Origin of the sequence: uncultured Algoriphagus sp., assembly GCF_963974365.1 — a bacterium.
Classification (GTDB): domain Bacteria; phylum Bacteroidota; class Bacteroidia; order Cytophagales; family Cyclobacteriaceae; genus Algoriphagus.
In genome coordinates, this window is record NZ_CAXBBX010000006.1 from 254,135 (window position 1) to 275,944 (window position 21,810).

General features: G+C 41.2%; 25 protein-coding genes. 2 read left to right on the forward strand and 23 right to left on the reverse strand.

Translation table 11 applies throughout. The features are described 5' to 3' along the window. The 7 genes from AACZ87_RS10385 to AACZ87_RS10415 all read right to left on the reverse strand — a co-directional run bounded on the left by AACZ87_RS10385 (position 1) and on the right by AACZ87_RS10415 (position 6,820). Complete coding sequence (locus tag AACZ87_RS10385) at positions 1-138, reverse strand: hypothetical protein (protein WP_339866947.1); 138 nt, start codon at positions 136-138, stop codon at positions 1-3. Positions 139-244: 106 nt separating this feature from the next. Beyond that, positions 245-1,618 carry a nucleotide pyrophosphatase/phosphodiesterase family protein gene (locus tag AACZ87_RS10390; protein ID WP_339866948.1) on the reverse strand — a complete coding sequence of 458 codons (1,374 nt, stop codon included), beginning with the start codon at positions 1,616-1,618 and terminating at the stop codon, positions 245-247. Position 1,619: 1 nt separating this feature from the next. Then, positions 1,620-2,831, reverse strand: a complete 1,212-nt coding sequence (eboE, locus tag AACZ87_RS10395) for a metabolite traffic protein EboE (RefSeq protein ID WP_339866949.1) — start codon at positions 2,829-2,831, stop codon at positions 1,620-1,622. Between the two features lie 24 nt (positions 2,832-2,855). Further along, complete coding sequence (locus tag AACZ87_RS10400) at positions 2,856-4,010, reverse strand: 3-dehydroquinate synthase (protein ID WP_339866950.1); 1,155 nt, start codon at positions 4,008-4,010, stop codon at positions 2,856-2,858. Positions 4,011-4,081: 71 nt separating this feature from the next. Then, positions 4,082-4,993 (reverse strand): UbiA-like protein EboC, encoded by a 912-nt coding sequence (eboC, locus tag AACZ87_RS10405; protein ID WP_339866951.1) that lies wholly within the window; start codon positions 4,991-4,993, stop codon positions 4,082-4,084. Positions 4,994-4,996: 3 nt separating this feature from the next. Beyond that, complete coding sequence (locus tag AACZ87_RS10410; RefSeq protein WP_339866952.1) at positions 4,997-5,902, reverse strand: TatD family hydrolase; 906 nt, start codon at positions 5,900-5,902, stop codon at positions 4,997-4,999. A gap of 36 nt (positions 5,903-5,938) precedes the next feature. Beyond that, positions 5,939-6,820 carry an EboA domain-containing protein gene (locus AACZ87_RS10415; protein ID WP_339866954.1) on the reverse strand — a complete coding sequence of 294 codons (882 nt, stop codon included), beginning with the start codon at positions 6,818-6,820 and terminating at the stop codon, positions 5,939-5,941. Between the two features lie 258 nt (positions 6,821-7,078). On the opposite strand from AACZ87_RS10415, the gene AACZ87_RS10420 reads away from it, so the two are divergent. Beyond that, complete coding sequence (locus tag AACZ87_RS10420; protein ID WP_339866956.1) at positions 7,079-7,750, forward strand: hypothetical protein; 672 nt, start codon at positions 7,079-7,081, stop codon at positions 7,748-7,750. A gap of 13 nt (positions 7,751-7,763) precedes the next feature. Here the strand turns inward: AACZ87_RS10420 and moaA are convergent, their stop codons facing one another. From moaA to AACZ87_RS10480, 12 genes are all read right to left on the reverse strand, one after another. Further along, positions 7,764-8,777: a GTP 3',8-cyclase MoaA gene (gene moaA, locus AACZ87_RS10425; protein WP_339866958.1), complete on the reverse strand. Its 1,014-nt coding sequence runs from the start codon at positions 8,775-8,777 to the stop codon at positions 7,764-7,766. Continuing rightward, the gene (gene moaCB, locus AACZ87_RS10430) at positions 8,761-9,678 is read right to left on the reverse strand and encodes a bifunctional molybdenum cofactor biosynthesis protein MoaC/MoaB (RefSeq protein ID WP_339866960.1); all 918 of its coding nucleotides are present in this window, start codon (positions 9,676-9,678) and stop codon (positions 8,761-8,763) included. The genes moaA and moaCB overlap by 17 nt, the downstream gene beginning before the upstream one ends. Positions 9,679-9,843: 165 nt before the next feature. Then, positions 9,844-10,272: a molybdenum cofactor biosynthesis protein MoaE gene (locus AACZ87_RS10435; RefSeq protein ID WP_339866961.1), complete on the reverse strand. Its 429-nt coding sequence runs from the start codon at positions 10,270-10,272 to the stop codon at positions 9,844-9,846. Then, positions 10,253-11,281 carry a HesA/MoeB/ThiF family protein gene (locus tag AACZ87_RS10440; protein ID WP_339866962.1) on the reverse strand — a complete coding sequence of 343 codons (1,029 nt, stop codon included), beginning with the start codon at positions 11,279-11,281 and terminating at the stop codon, positions 10,253-10,255. Before AACZ87_RS10440 ends, AACZ87_RS10435 begins: the two co-directional genes overlap by 20 nt. Before the next feature lies 1 nt (position 11,282). Beyond that, positions 11,283-11,519, reverse strand: a complete 237-nt coding sequence (locus AACZ87_RS10445; RefSeq protein WP_339866964.1) for a MoaD/ThiS family protein — start codon at positions 11,517-11,519, stop codon at positions 11,283-11,285. A gap of 28 nt (positions 11,520-11,547) precedes the next feature. Beyond that, positions 11,548-12,360 (reverse strand): uroporphyrinogen-III C-methyltransferase, encoded by an 813-nt coding sequence (cobA, locus tag AACZ87_RS10450; RefSeq protein ID WP_339866965.1) that lies wholly within the window; start codon positions 12,358-12,360, stop codon positions 11,548-11,550. Continuing rightward, a complete protein-coding gene (locus tag AACZ87_RS10455; protein ID WP_339866966.1) occupies positions 12,357-12,941 on the reverse strand; it encodes a molybdenum cofactor guanylyltransferase in 585 nt (194 codons plus the stop codon). Before AACZ87_RS10455 ends, cobA begins: the two co-directional genes overlap by 4 nt. A gap of 21 nt (positions 12,942-12,962) precedes the next feature. Then, positions 12,963-14,138, reverse strand: coding sequence for a gephyrin-like molybdotransferase Glp (gene glp, locus AACZ87_RS10460; RefSeq protein ID WP_339866968.1), 1,176 nt, complete (start codon positions 14,136-14,138; stop codon positions 12,963-12,965). A 182-nt stretch (positions 14,139-14,320) separates the two neighbouring features. Then, positions 14,321-15,127, reverse strand: a complete 807-nt coding sequence (locus AACZ87_RS10465; RefSeq protein ID WP_339866969.1) for a TPM domain-containing protein — start codon at positions 15,125-15,127, stop codon at positions 14,321-14,323. Next, the gene (locus tag AACZ87_RS10470) at positions 15,105-15,542 is read right to left on the reverse strand and encodes a TPM domain-containing protein (RefSeq protein ID WP_339866970.1); all 438 of its coding nucleotides are present in this window, start codon (positions 15,540-15,542) and stop codon (positions 15,105-15,107) included. Before AACZ87_RS10470 ends, AACZ87_RS10465 begins: the two co-directional genes overlap by 23 nt. A gap of 11 nt (positions 15,543-15,553) precedes the next feature. After that, positions 15,554-16,144, reverse strand: a complete 591-nt coding sequence (locus AACZ87_RS10475; protein ID WP_339866971.1) for a LemA family protein — start codon at positions 16,142-16,144, stop codon at positions 15,554-15,556. A 118-nt stretch (positions 16,145-16,262) separates the two neighbouring features. Beyond that, the gene (locus tag AACZ87_RS10480) at positions 16,263-17,516 is read right to left on the reverse strand and encodes an aspartyl protease family protein (protein ID WP_339866972.1); all 1,254 of its coding nucleotides are present in this window, start codon (positions 17,514-17,516) and stop codon (positions 16,263-16,265) included. Positions 17,517-17,727: 211 nt separating this feature from the next. On the opposite strand from AACZ87_RS10480, the gene AACZ87_RS10485 reads away from it, so the two are divergent. Next, entirely contained in the window at positions 17,728-18,198 is a 471-nt protein-coding gene (locus AACZ87_RS10485; RefSeq protein WP_339866973.1) for a transcriptional repressor, read from the forward strand. Here AACZ87_RS10485 and AACZ87_RS10490 read toward each other — a convergent pair. The 4 genes from AACZ87_RS10490 to AACZ87_RS10505 form a co-directional block, all read right to left on the reverse strand. Beyond that, positions 18,195-18,629, reverse strand: coding sequence for a hypothetical protein (locus AACZ87_RS10490; protein WP_339866974.1), 435 nt, complete (start codon positions 18,627-18,629; stop codon positions 18,195-18,197). The genes AACZ87_RS10485 and AACZ87_RS10490 overlap by 4 nt on opposite strands. A gap of 6 nt (positions 18,630-18,635) precedes the next feature. Further along, on the reverse strand, positions 18,636-19,250 hold the full coding sequence (locus AACZ87_RS10495; protein WP_339866976.1) for a cytochrome c oxidase subunit 3: 615 nt from the start codon (positions 19,248-19,250) through the stop codon (positions 18,636-18,638). 114 nt (positions 19,251-19,364) lie between these two features. Next, positions 19,365-20,465 (reverse strand): DUF4221 family protein, encoded by a 1,101-nt coding sequence (locus AACZ87_RS10500; protein ID WP_339866978.1) that lies wholly within the window; start codon positions 20,463-20,465, stop codon positions 19,365-19,367. A gap of 108 nt (positions 20,466-20,573) precedes the next feature. Beyond that, positions 20,574-21,743 (reverse strand): DUF4221 family protein, encoded by a 1,170-nt coding sequence (locus AACZ87_RS10505; RefSeq protein ID WP_339866980.1) that lies wholly within the window; start codon positions 21,741-21,743, stop codon positions 20,574-20,576. Between the last annotated feature and the right edge of the window lie 67 nt (positions 21,744-21,810).

Consider the following 21,810-nt stretch of genomic DNA (forward strand, 5'->3'; position numbering starts at 1 on the left):
TTATTTTTCTTTAATATGATTATCCGCAATGATGTCAGTCACCTTAGGTTCCTTGCTTATCTGGTCGGAAGACCGATGACCGAAGACTCCCGCAGTGGCGGGACAGGCAGAAGTGGCCTCAATTCTTAAGTTTAACATATTCTTTTTTGCTTTTGACTCCATACTGGCACAAAAGCGGATATACATATTCTTTAAAAATAGGTATTGGATATGTAACAGACTCAACGATTTTTTTTAAAAGCTATTACCCTCTTACCGCTTTCAATATTACATCATACACATCAGTAGGCTGAATAGTATCCGAATTCACCAAGTTTTTGTCCTGAGACACCAGCAGAGGTTTATCTGAATCATCTTCGCTTAGTCTTCCATGGGCTCCCTTAACCAAAGTAGCATCCAAAGGAATCACATCCATGAGGTATCGGAAGCCAAGTTTTTTCTTCAGCACTTTTGAACCGACGGTTAGCATAGGGATTTTAATGTCTGGATTCAAAACCAACTCTACAGGATCATAACCAGGCTTTTTGTGAATGTCCACACAGCGGGCGTAATCAGGCGCCTTGGCATCATCCAGCCAGAAATAATAGGTAAACCAAGAATCCTTATCAGACATCACCACCAAATCACCGGCACGTTCATGATCGATTTGATGTTGCTTTTTACCTTCCTCATCTAGCACCAATTCTACTCCCGGAGTAGATTCAAGAAGCTTTTTCACCTGCGGCAAAATACTCAAATCATTCACATGAATATGCGCGACCTGATGATCAGCCACAGCAAAAGCTTTGGAAGTTCCAGCATCTAAGGTCTCTAAACCCTGCTCATCTTTCACCTGAATCCAGCCTTTCTCTCTAAATAGGCGATTCAAATGAACAGGCTTGCTCACGGAAGTAATGCCATATTCAGATAACAAAATGACTTGTGTTCCCTGGTTTTCAAAATAGGTGATCAGGTCCTCAACAAGCTCATCCACTTCTTTTAGGTACTTGCCGATTTTGTCAAAATCTATCCCATACTTCTGAAGAGAGTAATCCAAATGTGGTATATAAATCAGATTTAAAGTTGGGTTGTGCCACTCATCTACTTTTTTGGAAGCATCAGCAATCCATTTGCTTGAGGCGATGTTTGCATTTGGTCCCCAAAAAGAGAAAAGAGGAAATTGACCCAACTCTTTCTGAAGTCGGTCACGCAATTCCATCGGCTGGCTATGGCAATCAGGTTCCTTCCTACCGTCTGCTAGATAAAGAGGTCGTGGAGTCACGGCATAGTCAACACTGGAGTACATATTATACCACCAAAACATATTGGCAACGGTAAAGTCAGGATTCTCTTTCCTAAGTGTCTCCCAGACTTTTGGGGATTGCACCAGCTTGTTCGACTGGCGCCAGAATTTGATTTCACACTCATCCTGAAAATACCAACCATTTCCAACGATCCCATTTTCATTTGGCATTTTGCCAGTCAGGTAAACGGATTGAGCGGAACAAGTCACAGCTGGCAAAACAGGTTCAACTACTGCGCGCTTACCTTTTTCTATCCACTTTTTCAAAAAGGGAGTATGCTCTCCAATTACTCGTGGAGAAAGCGCCACTATATCTAAGACGACTGTCTTCTTCATTTTAATTCAATTTTTCGATTACCCAAGCCAACTCTCTTGAAATAGATTCTCCTAAACTTAGGCGGGTATCTTCTGGTAAAACTTCCCAGGTATAGGTTTCAACTTCCAAGTGATTCGTCAAGGAAGGGTTTTTTAAAATTTCATTGAGAACAATTGAAATTTGATCCTGGGTGGAAGCCAGAGCACCATAATTATCTAAGAAAACAGGCACATGAAAGTGTATTCTCCATTCTTCTTCGTCTGTAGTATCCAATACTTTGAGCGCTTCAGGTAGATCAGAGTAAGAATTCATCGTTCCGTCTTTCCTTTTAGCCACAACTTGATGTAGGTAGGTTGATTCCTCGAAAGGTAATAGGTTCACCTTGAGCAAATCTCTAGCTGCTGGCTCATGTGGGATGAGCACTCTCAAGGCTGCAGAAATTTGAATCTTACCAATTTTGATTCCTGCCTTTTCAAATTTCGCAAAGGTATCAGCTGGTTTTTCATAGACAATTGCAAAGTGACAGACATCGTAGCAAACCTGGATGTGCTCCTTCAAAACTTGCTCCGCTTGCTCTTCGGAAATGTTCAATTTATCAGCTAGCCAAGGCTTTCCAATTGGCAGCAACCAATCTGAAAATAGCCAAACCATCTCATCGGAATTCTCTAAAATCCCATCAGGTTCAGGCTCAATATCCAAATGAAGCGATTTGCCAGTTTGCGATTTTATATGCACCAGTTCTGCAACTACTTCAAGCAAGTGCTTCGTTGCCAACTCCATTCCAGCATTCAGCTCTGCATCCGATTTGAACCAATGTCTATAGGAAACAGGCGAGGTGGAGATTCCTCCATCTTGTCCGTCAGGTAATAGCTGTGCTAGAATTTGGAATGATCTTATGGTATAATCCCTTCGATCTGTTGTAGTCCAATCAGGAAAATGAACTTGATCTTTTACAGTAGTTCGGTGAAAATCCCCGTACGGAAAGCCATTTAAGGTGAAAACATACGCGTTTTCAGTTTCTAGCCACTTTTTAAAGTCACCGAGTTGATCAGCATTGTGGAGCACAAGACTTGCTTCATGAGATAAGCGCAAACCTATTCCAAAAGGCTGGTCGACTTCCAAACGCTCCTTTACTTCTGGGATATATTTTTTCAGGTTTTCAAGTGTAGCCTCCCAGCTTTCTCCGGGGTGAATATTGCTGCAGTAACTGAGGTGAAACCCTTTGATTTCCATGAATAAAGATGATTTTGTGCTGAATTAACTAGTGACCAAATTTTGTGTTTGGTTGTAACTTTTGAGCAGGTCTATAGCCTGATGAATTAGCTCATGATCCATTTCATGAACTTCCTCTCCTTTGCCCAAGGCTTTTAAAAGCATGATAGTAAGTTGACCGCCCAAATGCTCCTGAAATTCCTTTAAGCCTTTAATGAGGTTGTCTCCACCTAATTCTGGAGCAAAAAGTTCAAATCCCAAAGTCTTAAATACTGCAATTATTCTGGTAAGATCGTCTTCCGAAATCCACTCTTTTAAATAAGAATAGGTAGAGTCCAGAGCAATTCCGATTGCCACAGCTTCACCATGACGGATTCTAAAATCACTTAAATGCTCTAGTTTATGTGCAGCCCAGTGGCCAAAATCCAAAGGACGGGATGAGCCAAACTCAAAAGGATCTTTTCCGGAAATATGATCCAAATGCATCTGTGCACAGCGAATGATTAACTCCTGCATAGGAGCCATTTCGCGGGCAGCAAGAGCTGAGGAATTTTCCTCAATCCATGTAAAAAAGCTTAAATCTTTAATCAAAGCGACTTTAATCGCTTCAGAAATTCCTGATCTCCAATCCCTATCGTCTAGCGTTTTTAAGAAATTGAAGTCGTTCAAAACGGCATAAGGTGGAGTAAAAGTCCCTAGGTAATTCTTCTTACCAAATAGATTTACCGAATTTTTAACTCCAACAGCGGAGTCATTTTGCGAGAGAACTGTAGTAGGAATACGGATCAGTCGAATACCTCTATGGGAAATTGCAGCGGCAAACCCTACCATGTCAATCACGGCTCCTCCTCCTATCACGGCAATGTATGAATGCCTGTCGATTCCGTACAAATGGGTTGCTTCAACGATTTCTTGGTAGATAGCCTCATCATTTTTAGATGCCTCTCCACCTACTACTAGTATTGGATCCGAAGCTATTGTAAAAAACTCTGAATGAACCTCTGAATATATTTTCAGTTGGCTTAACAGGTTTGGGTGAGCTTGCACGACCCCATTGTCCACTACGAAGAGGACTTTGGACTTTCTTTCAGCTGAAAGAATATCAATAAAAAGCTTATTCTCAGGAGAAAATATTTCTTCCGAAAAGCATACTTGATATTTGAAGGGTACTGAAAATGATTGTTCTATAATCGTATTCATAATCAACAGGGTATGGGCTTAAGCTGATTGCTGGAATAAAGACAATTCCGAGCTCCTTTTAGTTCTTTGTGCTAGGTGACAGCAAATTTTTTGGCCAGCCAAAGGGAAATTGGCAACAACAATAACACAATTATTCCAATCTTCCATCCTGCGAAAGCCGCTGCAATAGAAGCATTGACAATAATTAGGGAAATAACGGCAGCTTTCACTGATTTGCCAATAAGTTTTGGGTCTTGGCTCCGAATAGCTTTGATCAAAGGCGGAAAAATCATGTAACTAAGCAATGCCAAAAAAGGGATTACTTCCAAAATAGGAGTGTCATGCATAATTGGCATTGCAGCAATGACCACTACCACAAGTACATACATTGACAATCCTCCATAAAGCGCATTTCTGTTTTTTCCATGCACCTCACCCCGACTGATCATCGTAATTGCCGCTACAAATACAAGCGGTATCATCCCAAATATCCAATAGGTAGTAAACAAGCTAGGAACCACACTTACTCCAAGAAGTAAATTTCCAGAACGACAAAGCCCCATATTGACAGGACCTAAAAGATTCTGATGTTTTCCCCAATAGTCATATAGCACAGCTAAACATGCTACTGCACAAGCGATTCCGGCAGACACAAGATTAACCTGTGCAGCTGCCAAAACTCCACCTAGAAGCAGCAAGAAAGACATCCATGCTGCTCCAGACTTCGAAGCTCTGCCACTTGGAATTGGTCTCTCGGGTCGCTCTACAGCATCTAGCTCCGCATCAAAAACATCATTAAACGCAACACCACCAGCATACAATCCAATTGTACTCAATGAAAGCCAAGCTAATTTTAATATCAGTTCATTGCTACCTTGCCCACCAGTCAGGATGTATACCCAAGTTCCAGAAATAGCGAAACCCGCCCAAATGTCAGCTATTGCCGTGACTACATTTGCGGGACGGGTTAATTGTAAATAGGCGAAAAGCCGAGAAGTACGCATTAATTAATTTTCTACTATATCTGAGTTTCCTTCTATTCGTGGTGTTTGGCCACCGCGAAGTACCGAGTTTCCACTCATTTTTTTGGTTTGATCCAATGGAGCAGCATTCAACCAATCTTGCTCATCCATTTGTCCGCTTTGGCCAAATGCCGTAAGCGCATTTTGGTAAGTCACCAGCTTGATATGGTCCTCTGAAATTCCTGATTTGCGCATGAGGTCAGCAGTTTTTGGCACAGCCAAAGGATCAGAAATGCCCCAATCCGCAGCAGAATTGACGATTATGCGCTCTGGACCGTATTGCTTCACTATTTCAACCATGCGCTCCGAACCCATTTTGGTATGTGGATAAATAGTGAATCCAGCATAGTAGCCACGATCCAAAACTTCCTTAACCGTTTCCTCATTGTTATGGTCCACGATCACCATTTTCGGATCCAGACCATGCTCTTCGGAGACGTCCATGCTACGAATAGTACCTTTTCTTTTGTCTCTGTGTGGCGTATGGATAAGTACTGGCAAATCCACTTCTTTGGCCAATTCCAATTGCAGTCTATAAAATTTGTCCTCGGCTTCAGTCTGATCATCATATCCGATTTCGCCGATCGCAACAACACCTTCTTTGCCTACATAAAGCGGTAGCAGTTCCATCACTTGCTCAGCCAAAGGTTCGTTATTTGCCTCTTTTGAATTGAGACCCATCGTGCAATAATGTACTATCCCAAATTGACTCGCGCGAAATCGCTCCCAACCTACTAGTGTGCTGAAGTAATCTTTAAAACTACCGACTTCCGTACGAGGCTGACCTAACCAAAACGCAGGCTCAATAACTGCTACAATTCCAGCCTTTTGCATGGCTTCATAGTCATCTGTGGTTCGGGATACGACGTGGATATGAGGATCTATATACATTGCTGATAAATTTTTGAGGGATTGTAAAATTAGGAATTAAACTCGAGTTCGCTGAAACTCCAAGCCAATGCTTTCCCAAGCGATTGCATCCATATCAAGTTTAGCTACTTGGGTTGAGTTAGTCTCAAGGACTTCTTTAGCTTTTGAATAAGCCGATTCTCTAAGGGTAAGTAAGGCTGCCTTTTGCTGCAAATCATCTATTGTAGCTAGAGCTTTTTTCAGGTCATCGAAATACTCATCGTTTACAAAAGGAGCTACCAAGCGCCAAATTTCCGGCATCACATCTCTTCCAGCAGCCCAACGCTCATGCGCAAAGTCTCGGGCTATTGAAGCCAAAGCTGGATTCCTTCTCTCTTCCAATCCCTGAATTCTATACAGTGGGCGCTGCATGAATATTGCTTTTAGTACCATTTGATTCCAATTTGCTTCGGGGAAATATTTCGCCGGAAAAGGATTATTCAATGCAATTGCATCAAATACCAAAGAGATATTTGTTCGCAAACCATCAATAGCTCTAGGAATTAAATCCTCCTGAAAAGGCATAAGAGGCAAAGCTGCGTAAAGTGCCTGGTGCTCGTACATATCTGCTGTTTCAAAAAGCTGGTTTATCGCAGCAAACCAAGCGTCTTTCTCCTGTGGATAACTTAGCATCAATACCGTTCTCGCGGTCTGCAACTCATCCCAATGTTCAGGCTGAAAGCCTACTACCAGATCATTTGCATGCGCTATGGAAGCAGATGAAAGCTTGAGTTTATCTTTTTTGTAGAATCGGGAAGCTTGGCTGAAAGAGAGAAAAAACTTGGAAGGACTTCCTTCAGAAGTAATTTTGTCCACTTGGTTATTTAGCCAATCTAATCCTTTCTGACTGGGTAATGTTTCAAGCAATTGGGTGAGAAAGCTTGTTAATTGATTTTTCATAATCGAATTGCCGTTGAGGGCCTAGCGTCAACTTTGCTTTATTCGTTAAAATTCGCTGAAATCTACCAGAATATCCAGTTACTTAATGCTCAACGGTAGGAAAAAGTGCCTGATATGACGAAAATCACTTTTCTTTAAAATGACTATAAGAAATTCTGATTTAAATTAATTATTTAAGACTTTTGGGAGGATAAGCTAATTATAGACTTGTTAATGCATCCATTCCCTTGATGATAAATCGTGTATGAATAAACTGGTATGAGCGTAAGTTCCTTTTTTATTGGCCTCTGTGGTCTTGGGTGGATCATAGCATATATTGAGGCATTACGACTTGGATTCCGGGATAAATCCTATGGCATTCCCTTTATCACCCTTGCCCTAAATTTTACATGGGAGATTTATTATACCTATCAAGGTTATCTGGTTTTTGGCTCTCACATATCCACGTATGTTAATTGCTTTTGGGTGCTTCTTGATGCAGGAATATTATACACTTACCTAAAGTATGGTTATGCCGAGGTAAGCGTAAGTAAAACCGTCTTTTTTACTCAGGCAATTGCGTTTCTTGTAGTGTGTTTTATCATTCAACACTTCGCATTTCTGTACCTTGGAATAGTTAACGGAGCTCTTTACGTAGGTTACTTGATTAACTTTCTTATGTCATTCCTATTTGTGAGAATGTATTTTCGTCGAATGGATTTAAAGGGGCAATCCTTACTTATTGCCATCCCAAAGTGTATCGGTACATTTTCAACGACCATTCTGTTTGGGATTATAGGATCTAAAACTGCAGGGGGCGTGCATGAACTAATTCTCTATATGGGATCACTGATTTTTTTTACAGACCTGACTTACATTTACTTAGTTAGCAAAAAAATGAAGAGTCTGAAGGCGGCATGTTTGGGAGGTCAAATGGCACAGAATCATTAAGTGCAAAAACCTATCAGCCCCCGATAGCAATCATACTTCTGTTATCAGAATGAAGTGCAGGGTCAGATAATTTCTCCATACTGTCCATGCCGGCACGGACGGCCTTTTTATTGAGAATAGATTTCAGAATCAGGTTTTCCACATCTTCACCAGCTCTCATAGCGGCAAGCAAGTCTGTTTCTTGATTTGAAAAAAGGCAGTTTTTGATCCGACCATTAGCAGTAAGTCGGATTCGGTTGCAAGTTCCACAGAATGGATTGGTCACCGAAGATATAATTCCAAAATCACCTTTATATCCTTGAATCTTAAATTTTCTGGCTGTGAAATTGTCCTCATTTGGAAGAGCAGAAATCTTCTCAGCACCGAAGTGGGAACCTAATTGGCTTAGTACTTCCTTCTCCGAAACCATCTTTGACTTATCCCAGCGATTGCCATCAAAAGGCATAAATTCTATAAAGCGAACTGAGACGTTGAAGTCCTTCGTCAGCTTCACCAAATCCACCAACTCGTCATCATTGGTTCCTTTTACCAGCACAGTATTAATCTTCAGGTTAAATCCTTCATCATGCAACAGTCGGAAATTGTCCAGGGTCTTTTGAAAACCTGTTCTTCTCGTAATCTCAAAAAATCGATCTTCCCGTAAAGTGTCTAAACTGAAGTTTATGTTTTTGACACCCAACTTCTTGAAGTTATCCACATGCCTATCAATCAGCAATCCGTTAGTAGTCAAAGAAAGATCAACAGGAAGCTTTGAAAGGCCATCTAAAATCTCATTGATATCCTTTCGAAGTAGCGGTTCTCCGCCAGTTAGCCTAATCTTATCCACACCCATGCCGACGAATATTCTTGCGAACTCAAGAATTTCTTCTGCACTCATCAAGGAGGCTTTGGGACTGAGTGGAATGCCATCAGCGGGCATACAATATGTGCAGCGCAAATTACACTTCTCTATCAGGGAGATTCGCAAGTAATTGTGAGTTCTCCCAAAAGTATCTTTTAGCTCATTTATATTACTCGCTTGGCTCATGGTTGGCTCCTTTCAATATTCTAAATACATGCAGCAAATGCGGAAAAACCGCATCCATTGACTCCCTTGCTCCATTCGTAGATCCTGGCAAAGCCAAGACTATACTGTCACCAATAGTTCCTGCCACGGATCTTGAAAGCATGGCAAATGGCATGATTTTCTGTCCATAGCTACGAATTGCTTCTTCCACACCTGGAATTCTGCGTTCTAATATAGGCTCCAAGGCTTCCGGTGTGACGTCTCTTTGGGAAAGTCCAGTTCCACCCGTGAAAATAACCAATTGATTCTTCTCAGTTAGTTCAAAAGTCCGGGCTCGGATCAGCTCCAACTCATCAGGAATTACCTCATAAGAGGTCACATTCACACCATGCGTCTTCAACTTATCCACAATTACTTTTCCTGCTTTATCTTCCTTGACCCCCTTAGAAATGGAGTCAGAACAAACAACTACAGCAGCTTGGATTTCTTTAGGATCTTTTTCCTTGAAACTGGATTTTCCGCCTGTCTTCTGCACTAAACCTATTTCCCGAATTACAATTCCCTTGTCAATAGGCTTTAGCATATCGTACATCGTCAGCGCAATCACTGAAGCTCCATGCATGGCTTCCACTTCCACTCCGGTTTTATAAACTGTCTTCACGGTAATATAAATCCGTATTTCTAATCCATCAATCTCGTATTCCACTGCAGTATATTCCACAGGAAGTGGATGACAATCAGGAATGGTAATGTGGGTGTTTTTCACTGCGAAAAGTCCTGCCACCTTAGCCATTTCGAACACATTGCCTTTTGGTACACGGTTTTCCACCACAGCTGCAATGGTCTCAGCTGAACTGACATGTACAATCGCCTGAGCTTTTGCCGTGCGAAGTGTGGTGACTTTATGTGTGATATCTACCATTTGTTTACCTAATTATCTGCAAATATGCCCCTTGACGTACTTTCATTGTTTACTTTGCTGGAAGACCGAAGACCGGTGACCGAAGTTGTCTAAATGATAACTTTCACCGTACTGTAAGTCGCTTTAGTCTTTTTCTCTATGGAGTTGCAGATTTACCTGTTTTGTTCAACTATTTACCTTCCACTGATGATCGGCATTATCAAGTTTCTCCTTACCGAAGATTGGAACATGCTCTTTCACTTGATTCACGAGCCATTCTGTGGCTTCATAGACCTGCTTCCTTCTCGGTGAGGAAACGAAAACAAAAATGCAAATCTCTCCTACTTTCACTTCACCCAAACTATGATAAATGTGTAGGCAAGTCAAATTGAATTTCTCGAAAGCAGCTTCACGGATTTCATGCAGTTTTTCATTCGCCATCTCCTCATAAGTTGTGTATTCTATGGCTACGACTTTAGTATCACCAACTTCATCTGCACGAACCTGACCAAGGAAAATGTTATGTGCACCAATGCTATGCTTGCCTTGATGCTTCGCAATAGAATCAGCTATAAATTCAGGAGAAATCGCTCCTTCAAGAAATACTTTTTTCATCTTCTATTTGTATTAAGTCTTTTGCTCCACCGCGAATAAGCTTCAACTTCTTAAATCCTTTTTGGGAAAGTAACTCAGCCGCTTTTCTACTTCTTGCTCCAGATTTACAATAGATCCGAAATTCCTCAGTTTTATCCAAGCGATCCGCTTCTTTTTCTAATACTGAAAGCGGAATCTGAATTCCATTGTTCAACTTCACCTCGGGCATTTCTCCGAACTCCCGCACATCCAATACTATTGATTCTCCTAATAGGGCTTCCTCTGCAGAAATCATATCAAAGGAAATAGAAAGATCAGGCTTTTTCGCTTCGGCTACCTTACCAAATTCAAACACTTGCTGCAAATTGCTGAGCAAATCGTAAATCAGAATTTTGCCAGATAGCACTTCCCCGATTCCCAAAATAATCTTCATTGCTTCATTTGCCTGAAGCATTCCTATCAATCCGACGGTCGTTCCCAGCACTCCAGCTTCGGCGCAATTCGGAGCGGATAGATTTTCCTCTGGGAAAATATCTCTATAACTCGGCCCACCTTGGAAATTGAACACCGAAATCTGCCCTTGAAATTGATGGATTGAGCCATAGATGAAAGGCTTTCCACTGTCCTCACAGGTATCATTAATGACGTATCGAATAAAGAGATTGTCCGTAGCATCAATGATCAAATCGAAATGCTGGAAGATTTCAGAGGCATTCTTTTCTGTCAAAAACTCCTCGAAAACCAAAACTTCCACACCAGGATTTTTCTTAATTATAGTATCGGCAGCCTCTTTAACTTTGTAAAGCCCGATCTGATCAGCAGAATAAAGTACTTGCCGGTGAAGGTTCGACTCTTCGATTTTATCACCGTCAATAATTCCAATTTTTCCTATTCCAGCTGCTGCCAAATACGGTAAAACAGCACAGCCCAACCCACCAGCTCCCACCACCAAAACGCTACTTGACTTAAGCTTTTGCTGACCGGAAGTTCCAATTCCAGGAAGAATGATTTGTCGCTGATATCTTTCCATTTTATCCTCCTGCAAATGGTGGAAGTAGTGCTACTTCGTCTGTATCAGAAATATTCAGGTCTTGTTGCTTTGAGACAATTTTTCTATTGACAGCTACCTGAAAAGGGAATTGCGCAATGGCATATTTAGAGTCCAACAGATCAAGCAGATCAGCCAAACTCATGGATTTACTGTCCAAAGTTTCTGAATTGCTTCGCGCAGCTTCTGCGATATTTCCAAAATAGTTTACTGTAATCATAGCTTCAAGTTAATACAGATCATTCGCATTAATTACTAAACGGCAAGGTATTCAGGTTTTGGAAAATAAATTCGTCTTCCAAAATCCAATCTTCTTTCAATTGTTTTTTCACTCGTGCCAGATGCACCACTTCGCCAATCACAATAACGGCAGGTGCAGTCAGGCCTTGATTTTCGCTGATTTCTACGATATTTTGAATTGTTCCGACCACTTCTTTTTGCTCCGATTTGGTCCCGTCTTGGATGATGGCTATAGGTAAATCCTGTTTTCCAAAGGAAGCATAAATCGCTGTTATTTCCTTCAGCTTGCTCATACCCATAAGTACTACCACTGTTGCTGAGGATTGGGCTGCTAAGGTCAAATCATTTGAAAGCTCCCGATTGCTAGTGGTGCCGGTAATCACCCAGAAACTTTCGGCCACTCCACGCGCTGTTACAGGAATTCCCACCGAGGCAGGAACGGCCACGCTGGAAGAAATTCCTGGAATCACTTCTACTTCAATTCCATGTGCCAAAGCATAGTTTTCTTCCTCTTTTCCTCTTCCAAAAACAAATGGGTCTCCACCTTTTACCCGGACTACATGTCCAAATTCAGTTGCGTAATTCACGATGAGCTCATTGATCTCGTCCTGTGTATGGCTGTGATTACCTTTCCTTTTTCCCACAAAAACCAACAATGCCCGATTGGCATGTTGTAGAATTTCCTCATTAACCAGCGAATCATATAGCACCACATCTGCATGGCACAGCGCTTTCACGGCTTTTAACGTAAGTAGCTCTGGATCTCCAGGGCCAGCACCAATTAGCGTAAGTTTTGGGGATTTTCCGGTGATAGTTTTCATAGGTCGAGTTGATTAAGTGAGAGTAATTCAGCTTTGCTGTTTACATTCTTGACGAGTGACTTTTCATCAGTATTGATTATGATTTTATGATGCGAAATCAAATTCACCAGCGGACAGAGTTTCAATTTTTCTGCTGAAATAGCATCAGAAAATGTTTTTAAGGCCTTTTTTTTATAAACACCAATCAAAGGATAATCATTTTTGTCATCGCTAAGAAAGGTGATCAGTGCATCTTTTTGTTTTGATTCTGTGGTTAGTTTTGCGAGAAGGCTAGTTGTAATCTTCGGTACGTCACAGCTGAGAATTAGATTTTGCTCGGTATCTGTATGATTGAGAGCGGTAAAAATCCCTCCAACAGGGCCTTTGTCTGGATAGGTATCTTCGATCATCGGCAATCCCACCAACGTGTAATCCCCATTGCTGGTCACCAAGATGATATTGGGCGTGATCGGCATGATTGCTTCGATTATCCATCGTATAAAAGGTTTCCCTTTGTAGAGGACGAGTCCTTTTTCAGACTGCATTCGTGTGCTTTTTCCTCCACAGAGTACGTAAGCCGATATGTTTGCTGAATTTTTCATTCCTCTATTCTCTATAAATCCCTAATGTCTGTTTATCGGTAAGTAAAGTACAGACTCTCCAGCTTCAAGGATTTCTTTTTCTGCCGGGACAAGTACCAACGCATTTCCTAAAGCATAGGAAATCAACATGCTAGAGGCTTGTTTTGGATAAATATCCAATTCCCCATTTTTCTCTGTTCCAAGTATAAAAAGAGTCTTTCCAAACTTGTTATACGTGCGATGCTGGAGCACTCCAGACTGGAAGTTTAAGTCGTAATCAGGGTCGCCTGACATGATTTTCAGCGCCGAAAGAGCATAAATCAAAAAGCAAGTAAGTGAGGAAGCAGGATTCCCTGGTAAAGCAAAAACCAATGTTTTATCTGACTTGCCAAACCATAGTGGTTTTCCTGGTTTTTGGTTGATTTTATAGAAAATTTCCTGAACTCCATTTGCCTGCAAAGCCTCCTCGACAAAATCGTAATCGCCAACTGATATCCCTCCTGAGATGAGCAAAAGGTCACTCTCGAGCCCAGACTTAATGGCTCGTTTGGTCGCCTCCAGGTCATCAACCACTTTTAAAAGCTGCACTGAATCATATCCTCTTGATTTCAGTGCAGATTCCAGCATGATCGCATTGCTCTCGTAAATGGCTCCAGGCCTGAGAGGAGTTCCTGCCTCCTGAAGCTCGTTTCCCGTAACGATCAGCGTAATTTTGGGTTTGTTAGTGACTAAAACCTCTGTGATCCCAAAACTGGTCAAAAAACCAATGATGGATTCGGTGATTCTCGTCCCAGCTGGCAATACTTGTTCGCCAGCTTGAATTTGTTCGCCTACTTCTCTCACATTTGTGGATTTTTCAGGCATTATTTGAATGGCTATATTAGGTCCATTCACTACCACATGCTCTTGCATGATTACAGTATCCGCTTGGTCAGGCACACGGGCACCCGTGAAAATGCGCACGGCTTGATCTGCTAGAATCTCAAAATCGGTCGCATCTCCCGCCTTGCACTCACCGACTACTTGTAGCTCTTCTATCTCTCCTCTTCGAAAGGCATAGCCATCCATCGCAGACTGACGAAACGAAGGTAAACTGATCGGAGCTAAAATTTCTTCAGCCAAATAGCAGCCATAGGAATCCCTAAGGAGCCTTTTTACACTTGGCAGCTGGCTAGCGTGAGTTTTGATAAAATCTAAAGCTTCAGAAACTGAAATCATCTTGCTGTGGAATATTGGCTAAACTTATGAAAAATTACGTATAAATACTTACTTTTCTACGTATTTTATTCTCTCGGTAAGTGTTTTTATGATCTAAAGCACTTTCTACTATGAAGCTCTACCATTTTTGGAGCAAAAAAAAACGCTAATCAAAGCGTTTTTTAAAATCTCAATTTCTATTCTTACCAGCTTCCTCCAGCTCCACCGCCTCCGAAGCCGCCGCCTCCGAAACCACCGAAGCCGCCGCCTCCGCCGCCACCAAATCCTCCACCGCCGCCAAAGCCGCCGGAAGATCTACCGCCACCGCCAAGCATGTTAGCAAGCATAATTGTAGTCCAAAGGTCTACTCCTCCGCCTCTGCCTCCCATATGGTTATTATTGTCGTTTCTATTTTTCAACATTGGAAGAATTACAAAAATGAAAATGAGGAATAAAATCATAAAAATTGCTCCACCGCCATTTCCAGTCGACTCAATATCCTCAGCCTTATATTCTCCTGAGGCGAGTTTGAAAATCATATCTGTAGCCTCATTGAGACCTTCATAATAGGCTTCTCTCCGAAAATTGGGAAGGATCAAGTTTTCAACAATTCGCTTTGCCAATGCATCGGGAACAGCTCCTTCCATTCCGTATCCGGTAGCAATGAAGACCTTGCGATCGTCCATAGCAGCCAGAATCAAGATCCCATTGTCATTTTCTCCTCCGCCAATTCCCCAAGCTTGTCCTAGGCGAAAAGCGTAATCAGAAATGTCGTATTGCCCAACAGATCGCATCATCACGATGGCTATCTGCGTGGAAGTGCTATCATTGTAAGCGACTAATTTACTTTCCAACTGTCCGAGCTCCGAAGCAGCAAGTGTATTGGTGAAGTCAGTCACTAACCTCGGTGGGTTAGGTACAGGAGGGAAGTCCTGCGCCTGAAGTCCAAGTGTGAACAAAAGGTAAAGAAAGGTGATAGGTAGGATCTTATGATCCAAAAGAAATCTCATCAGGAAGTTCGTTTATGTCTGAATCCCCCTGATAGGGGAAATGCGCTCCAAGTTGCTCACCGGCCATGTGGATGCCGTCGATCAGACCTTGTGTAAATTGACCTTGCTTGAATAAGCCAGTCATGTGTTCTTTTATTTTTTCCCAGAAATCCTCCGGAACTACATCGTTGATGCCTTTGTCACCTAGAATGGCAAAGCGTTTATCGACAACAGCCAAGTAGAATAGTACGCCGTTTCGATCTTTAGTTTGGTGCATTTTGAGGGTGTCAAATACCTTCACCGCGCGATCGAGTACCTCGCCTTTGCATCGACTTTCTATATGAACTTGAATTTCTCCAGAGGTGGAAACTTCAGCAGATCGGATCGCATTCACTATCGCTTCCCGATCTGCTGTTGAGAATAATTTCTCAGCCATGATGAGTTGTATTAAAATTGAACGGAAGGTGCATTCTCGGCTCCTGCGGATGCCTCAAAGTAACCTTTCTGCTCAAACCCGTACCAACCTGCAAAGATGTTGTTCGGGAAGGTTCGAAGATTTGAATTGTAATCCTGAACGGACTGATTGAAATTACGTCTGGCGACAGCAATCCTATTTTCTGTGCCTTCCAGCTGAGCCTGAAGTTCTAAGAAATTTTGGTTTGCCTTTAATTCAGGATAGCGCTCCACACTTACGAGCAATCTTCCCAATGCGCCGGAAAGGTTGTCCTGTGCTCCTTGGAATTCAGCAAGTTTTTCAGGAGTAAGATTAGAAGCATCCACATTCATAGAAGTTGCTTTAGCTCTTGCTTCGATAACTGCTGTCAAGGTTTCCTGCTCGAAATCTGCATAGCCTTTTACCGTATTTACCAGGTTAGGAATCAGGTCAGAACGACGCTGATATTGAGTCTCTACCTCAGCCCATTGGCCGTTGATCACTTCCTCTGTTTGGACAAAAGTATTGTAGGTTCCTACGGCTTTGGTGTAAATGAAAATACCGAGCACCAAGAGGATACCAATAGGAATAAGAAACTTTTTCATATGTAAAGATTGAATTTTATAACTTGATTAGACACGTATTTTGGTAGAAGAAGTTTGGTTCTTCATCCATCCTTCACTCAAAATTACCGCTTTTATCTTAATCGCACCCAAAAGAAGACTAAATCTGCTTCCTCAAAACAAAGGTGTACGAGTGATCTTCGTATTTGGTGAGGTCATCACCCTCGTATCGGCGAATCTGCAGCTGGATTTCTTTGCCAGGCTCTGATCTCAGCAATTTGTTGATTTCGCTAAGCGCCCAGATGAATGTAGGAACTCTATTTATTTCCAAGATCTCATCAAAGGCCTGGACTCCTGCCCGATGAGCCGGAGAGCCCGGACGGATTTCATTGACATAGATTCTATTATCGTCATTGGGGATTTTTTTAAGAGACATGCCGCTCATGTCGTATTCAAAAGGCGCATAGAAATTTTCTGCTTTTTGTATCCACAAACGCTCTCGGGGGTAGTCAAAAATAAGTTTTGTTCTCCCAAGAACCTCTGCTCCCAAACTCCCAAGTCGTCCAGAATCCTTGATCACATAGCTAAATCGAGTTTCCTCAGGATAGGAAGTAAGAACGTCATCCAATTTGAAGTTCGCCAATTTCAGATGCTCCACCCTTCCTATGTATCCATACAAAAGACCTCCCAAACTTTGACCCAGCGCTGATTCTATAAAAAGTGGGGGCATTGTAATATTTTCCGAGGTTTCGCGGTTTAGGAGTAATCCATGGTTGGCGCCAGTATCTACCAATAGTCTAGGGCTTAAGACTGAGCCATCTTTTTGCTCCACTTCAGCATTTATATACGGTTTGTTGTCCAGAATTGTCAAGTCTAATTTCCTGTACATAAATGGTCTCCATTTGAATGCCTTAGGCTCATAGAAAACTATCTTCCCGTCGTCATAATTGATTTTAACAGGGTTGTATTTGAAAAACTCATAGCCAAGAATCCCATATATAGGAACACCTATCACGGATTCCAATTCTAAAAATTCCTGCTCCAGAACCAGCAAACTCTGGAAAATGCCTTCGACCGGGCCCAAATCGAAATGATTAATCGGTGAGACAGAAGCCATTAAATCATCGGTTCCATCTGCTCCGACCAACTTGATTCTTCGAGTATACTCTAGACCTAATGCATCACCTAGAATCTTGCTGAATAAAATATTGGAGCGTACCCCTGTATCTACCAGAAAATTTATGGGTGTATTTCCATTCACTGAAACCGGAATTATGATTAGGCTATTCGATGCGACAAATGGTAAGGTGACTTTACGCTTTTCCTCTTTCATAAAAAATCCAGGCACCTGAGCTAAACACAAAATTTGCGCTGCCAGAAAAAATGCCAAGAAAAGAGGTAAGCGTTTATGCATAGAATTATGAAACTTGGATGTTTCAAATAAGTTACTCCGAATTTTGAAATTTTGAAGGGTAGACAGCAAAATCTAGCGATTACTTCACTACTCCTTACGGAATTCTCTTATTTAGTTTTAATTAGATTGAAACCAAATTACCATGATTCAGCGACTAGGTTTGTCATAAAATGGATAATGACTGATCTTTAAATCAACTTATTTTAAACCCATGGCAGATAAAGCCCTTATCGAAAAGGCTAAAAAAATCTTTGAAAACTTCCTATTGAAGCAGGGAAGCAGGAAAACACCTGAAAGATTTTCAGTTATTGACGAATTATATTCTCTTCCAGAAGATGAGCATATGGATGTAGAAGGACTTTTTCTCAGCATGAGAAATAAGGGTTATACCATCAGTAGGGCTACGATATACAACACCTTGGACTTGCTAGTAGAAAGTGGGCTGGCCGTAAAGCATCAATTCAAAGATAAAGTAGCGCTCTATGAACAAGCACTCACCTACAAGCATCACGATCACCATGTATGCAATCAGTGTCGCAAAATCAGAGAGTTTTCAGACCCTAAAATCAATGAGATCAAGGAGATAATTGGCAAAGGCTTTCAATCAGGAATTACTAGTCATTCACTCGTCCTCTATGGGAATTGTGAAATAGAAAACTGCGAAAATCTTCAGGAGATCTAAGAGAATATCTTTCTGTAAATCGGCTTGCGATACAAAAACTGCAAATAAATAGCCGGATAAAGGAGGAAAGTCGCTATGCCAAAAGGCCCGGAGAATTCCACTTCATCTTTGATGATAGCGTGATCACCTACATTTAGGATTCGATGTTTGTGTCTCCACTTTTTTAGGAAAAATGGAAGTGCCACTCCGATATCCACAAAGAAGTATTCTTTGGCAGTAGTATCACTTTCGGTAATCTCGCTCGTCCAATCCTGCTTGAACAGCAAGAAGTTTAACTCCAAAGAAACGATGTCCCCAACTTCAGAACCATCAAATTGCTTCAACTTGACGGGTGGAAATGGAGGGCTGAGCTCTGTGAAGAGAGTTTCATCAAATCCGTTTTTGACAGATAAATAGTCCTGATTGACCTTAGTAGATATATTGATTTTCATGTCTATTTAGAAGCTAAGGACAAATAAGAGAAAGAGGATCAGCCAAATGCCGTCCATAAAATGCCAGTAAAAGGTAAACAAGCGAATCCGCATTTTTTCAAATGGGTTGGTAAGAAGGATTAACCTTTTCACGACATCTTTGTTGCTTTTGGCTAGTTGGACGTATAGAATAAGTGCGAAAATCATTGCTCCGACCAAGTGAAAAATATGAACTCCGCTGAGTACATACAGGAAACTTCCACTAGGGATCCCTGTAAATTCTATGCCTTTTTCTTTCAACTCAAACCAACCGATAACTTGCAGAATCGTAAAGGAGGATCCTAATAATACCGTATTCCTAAGGGTGCTGAGTAACTTTTCAGTGTTTTCTTCCTGATAAGCGATACGTATAGTTGTAGCCGAAAACCCACTCACTACTAATAAAAAAGTAGAAACAACAAAGGCTGCCGGCACTGTTTGGTTCATTCCAGAGAGGAGATTTCGGGAAGAGACCAGAAATGCAAAAGTCAGAAACATAAATATGAGTCCACTACCTAGCATGCCCAGATAGAGCATGGTCTCAAAGGGATGAAGTCGTTCAATCCGCTGGAAAAGAGTAAGCTGATCATTTTGCTGAGTCATTATTCAGAAAACAGTCAACTGAGGTGAAGGTTCAGGAAATTGTAAATTGAAGGATTTTTTTTCCACGAAGGAGGAGGAGTTTACGCAAAGAGCGCAATCATTATTCTATTGAAATTATTTCAACTCAAAATCAAACACGAAAAACTCCAGTTCTTCTGTGTCATTATTTCTCATCCAGAATTTCCCTTCTCGTATAAAATATCTCCCAAGAGCAATAGGGAAATCAGAAAAATCTACTTCATGAATCAATTTAAAGTCTTCTGAAAAAATAAGTAGGAATTGATCAGAAACAGTACCCCTAGCTTGGTTTTCCCTTTTCTTACTTGCCACTCGATAGTACCTATTGTTTTTGACATCATAAACCAAGGGTTGGTAATTGACTTCTAAATTTTTTTGTGCTAGAATCTTAGCTGCATCTTCTATTTCCCCTGATTTAGAATAGTTTCCAGACTTTCGCTTTTCTATCAGCTTAGGATTATTGTCATGGAATTCCCAATTCCCATCTGTTGGATCTAGACTGTAGATATCAATTCCCTCATCGTGGAATAGCAAAAATTTATTGTTGAAGTATTTGACTTCTTTTATACCTGAAATCGATAGTCCCCCGAAATTAATTCTTAGACTTTCAGTGTAGGCCATGCTATCAGCTCTTACTTCGTGATAAATAGAATCCTTTCTGTCTATCCATGCAAGGTATCGTTCTTGATTGTTAGCTGAAGTTATCCCAAAAAAGTATCGTTGATCTGAGGATATATTCGCATATCTAAAAAAATGCTTTTCTCTATCGATTTCAAATAAACTATCCACTATCGGTGCTGAAGTAAGTAAATCACCCTTTTCACCTAAATGAAGTAAGCTTTTTCCTGTTAATACTAAGAAAGTGCCGTCAGGATTGATAGCGTAATCGAACGTTGAGCCAATTCCTTTTGGACCTTCCTTGTTTAGTGGAATTGTCCCAGCATATTTATTTTCTACCAAATCCACCTTGTCGAATGTAGTATTATAGTCATCGAAATAATATAGGTAGCGCTCGTCTGGTGACAGCTTTGCTTTGGGCAATCCATGTCCTAAAAAAAACAAATGTTCCCCTGGATCAATGCTCACGGTGTCTATACTAAAAGAAAATGCAAACTCTTTTAACTGAGCACTTTTCTGGCTTTTGCCAGCACAGCCAACAATTGAAAGAATGATGAAAAGAGGTAAGTATTTTGTCATTCGTTAAATAGGAGATTCAGGTTTTTACTTTACTTCTGAGGTTTCGCTAATTGGTCTTTGATTTAGCCTCGGTTCGTGTCACACGAACATCAGCGAAGAGGAGAAGCTTTAGTCATTTTCGAAGCTTGGCTTTAGTCGGATGAAAGCCAGCTCATCTGCTTTTTTCAAGTAGGAATAGATCGATCCCTTATGCACAAAGGTCTTGCCTTCGAAGTATTTACCGATTATAGGAATGCTGTTTTGAAGCCTTTGCTCGTGAATTTGATCAAGTTTTTCATCAAAAACAGTCAGTACAAATACATACTTTGGCTTAGTAGGATTGCTTTTGTCCAACTCACGGCTATATCGGTAGAATAAGTGCGCTTGGTGATCTTTGACCAGGGGACCAAATACGACCTCATCATTTTTACGCTTGACCCAGTACATATATAATGGCTGATCCTTAATGTCTTTGCGGTATTTCCCCGATTTCTTGTCAGAGGTAATCCGACTATGAAATTCCCTGTGAATCACCGAATCACTCTCCGCATCGTAGTACCAGAGCTCGTTACTCGCAGATGTGGAAAGTATGATATCCGGCCCATTCAACAGCAAGAATTTTAATTCCGGAGAGCTATTTCTCTTGCCAATATCATAATCCACTGTGACTGTATATTCCTTCAATTCATCCCAAAAGTCAATGGGAATTAATTTTAAGGACTTATCCTTGAGGTTCACTTTCGCAATTCCCAGCACACTTCCTCCAATTTTGAAATTCCCATAAAAGCTCGCCAAAAACGACCCGTCTGGAGAGATTTCTCCCAATCCGTCGATTTCCGTATCAAAAGGCAAGCGATCTCCAGAAAGCTCTCTGTTGATCAGTTCATAGGAATCTGTCTTCTTGCCCGCCGAATTCACTTTATGAATCACATGGTATTCTTTGAAAAACGTGTCTCCCAAAAGTGTCTTTTTAATCCCGAATGGAAAATATTGCTTTACGCTGTTAGGTCCATTGATCTTATAATTGATTATGCTGTCTAGCTTATGGTTTTCCAGATCAATGACTTCCACACGTCCAGATTCTGGAGTCAAATTGTAAAGCCTGCCTTCATTCAGCGAATAATCAGACATATTCAGTTCCATATCCAGGTAAATCTTCTCCTCGCCTGCGTCTATGAAAACTGTGTCTAGGACATAATTAAAATCTGGAAAAACATTGGCTACAGGAAGCTGCACTTCTACAGGTTGCTGACCGCAGGAGGCAAGAAGAAAAAGACCTATAAGGTAGCATAGCTTCATGTGCTAAAAAGTAAGGTCAAAATTCCAAAACACCAACTTATCCGATATTTTCATCCGATTGTGACGA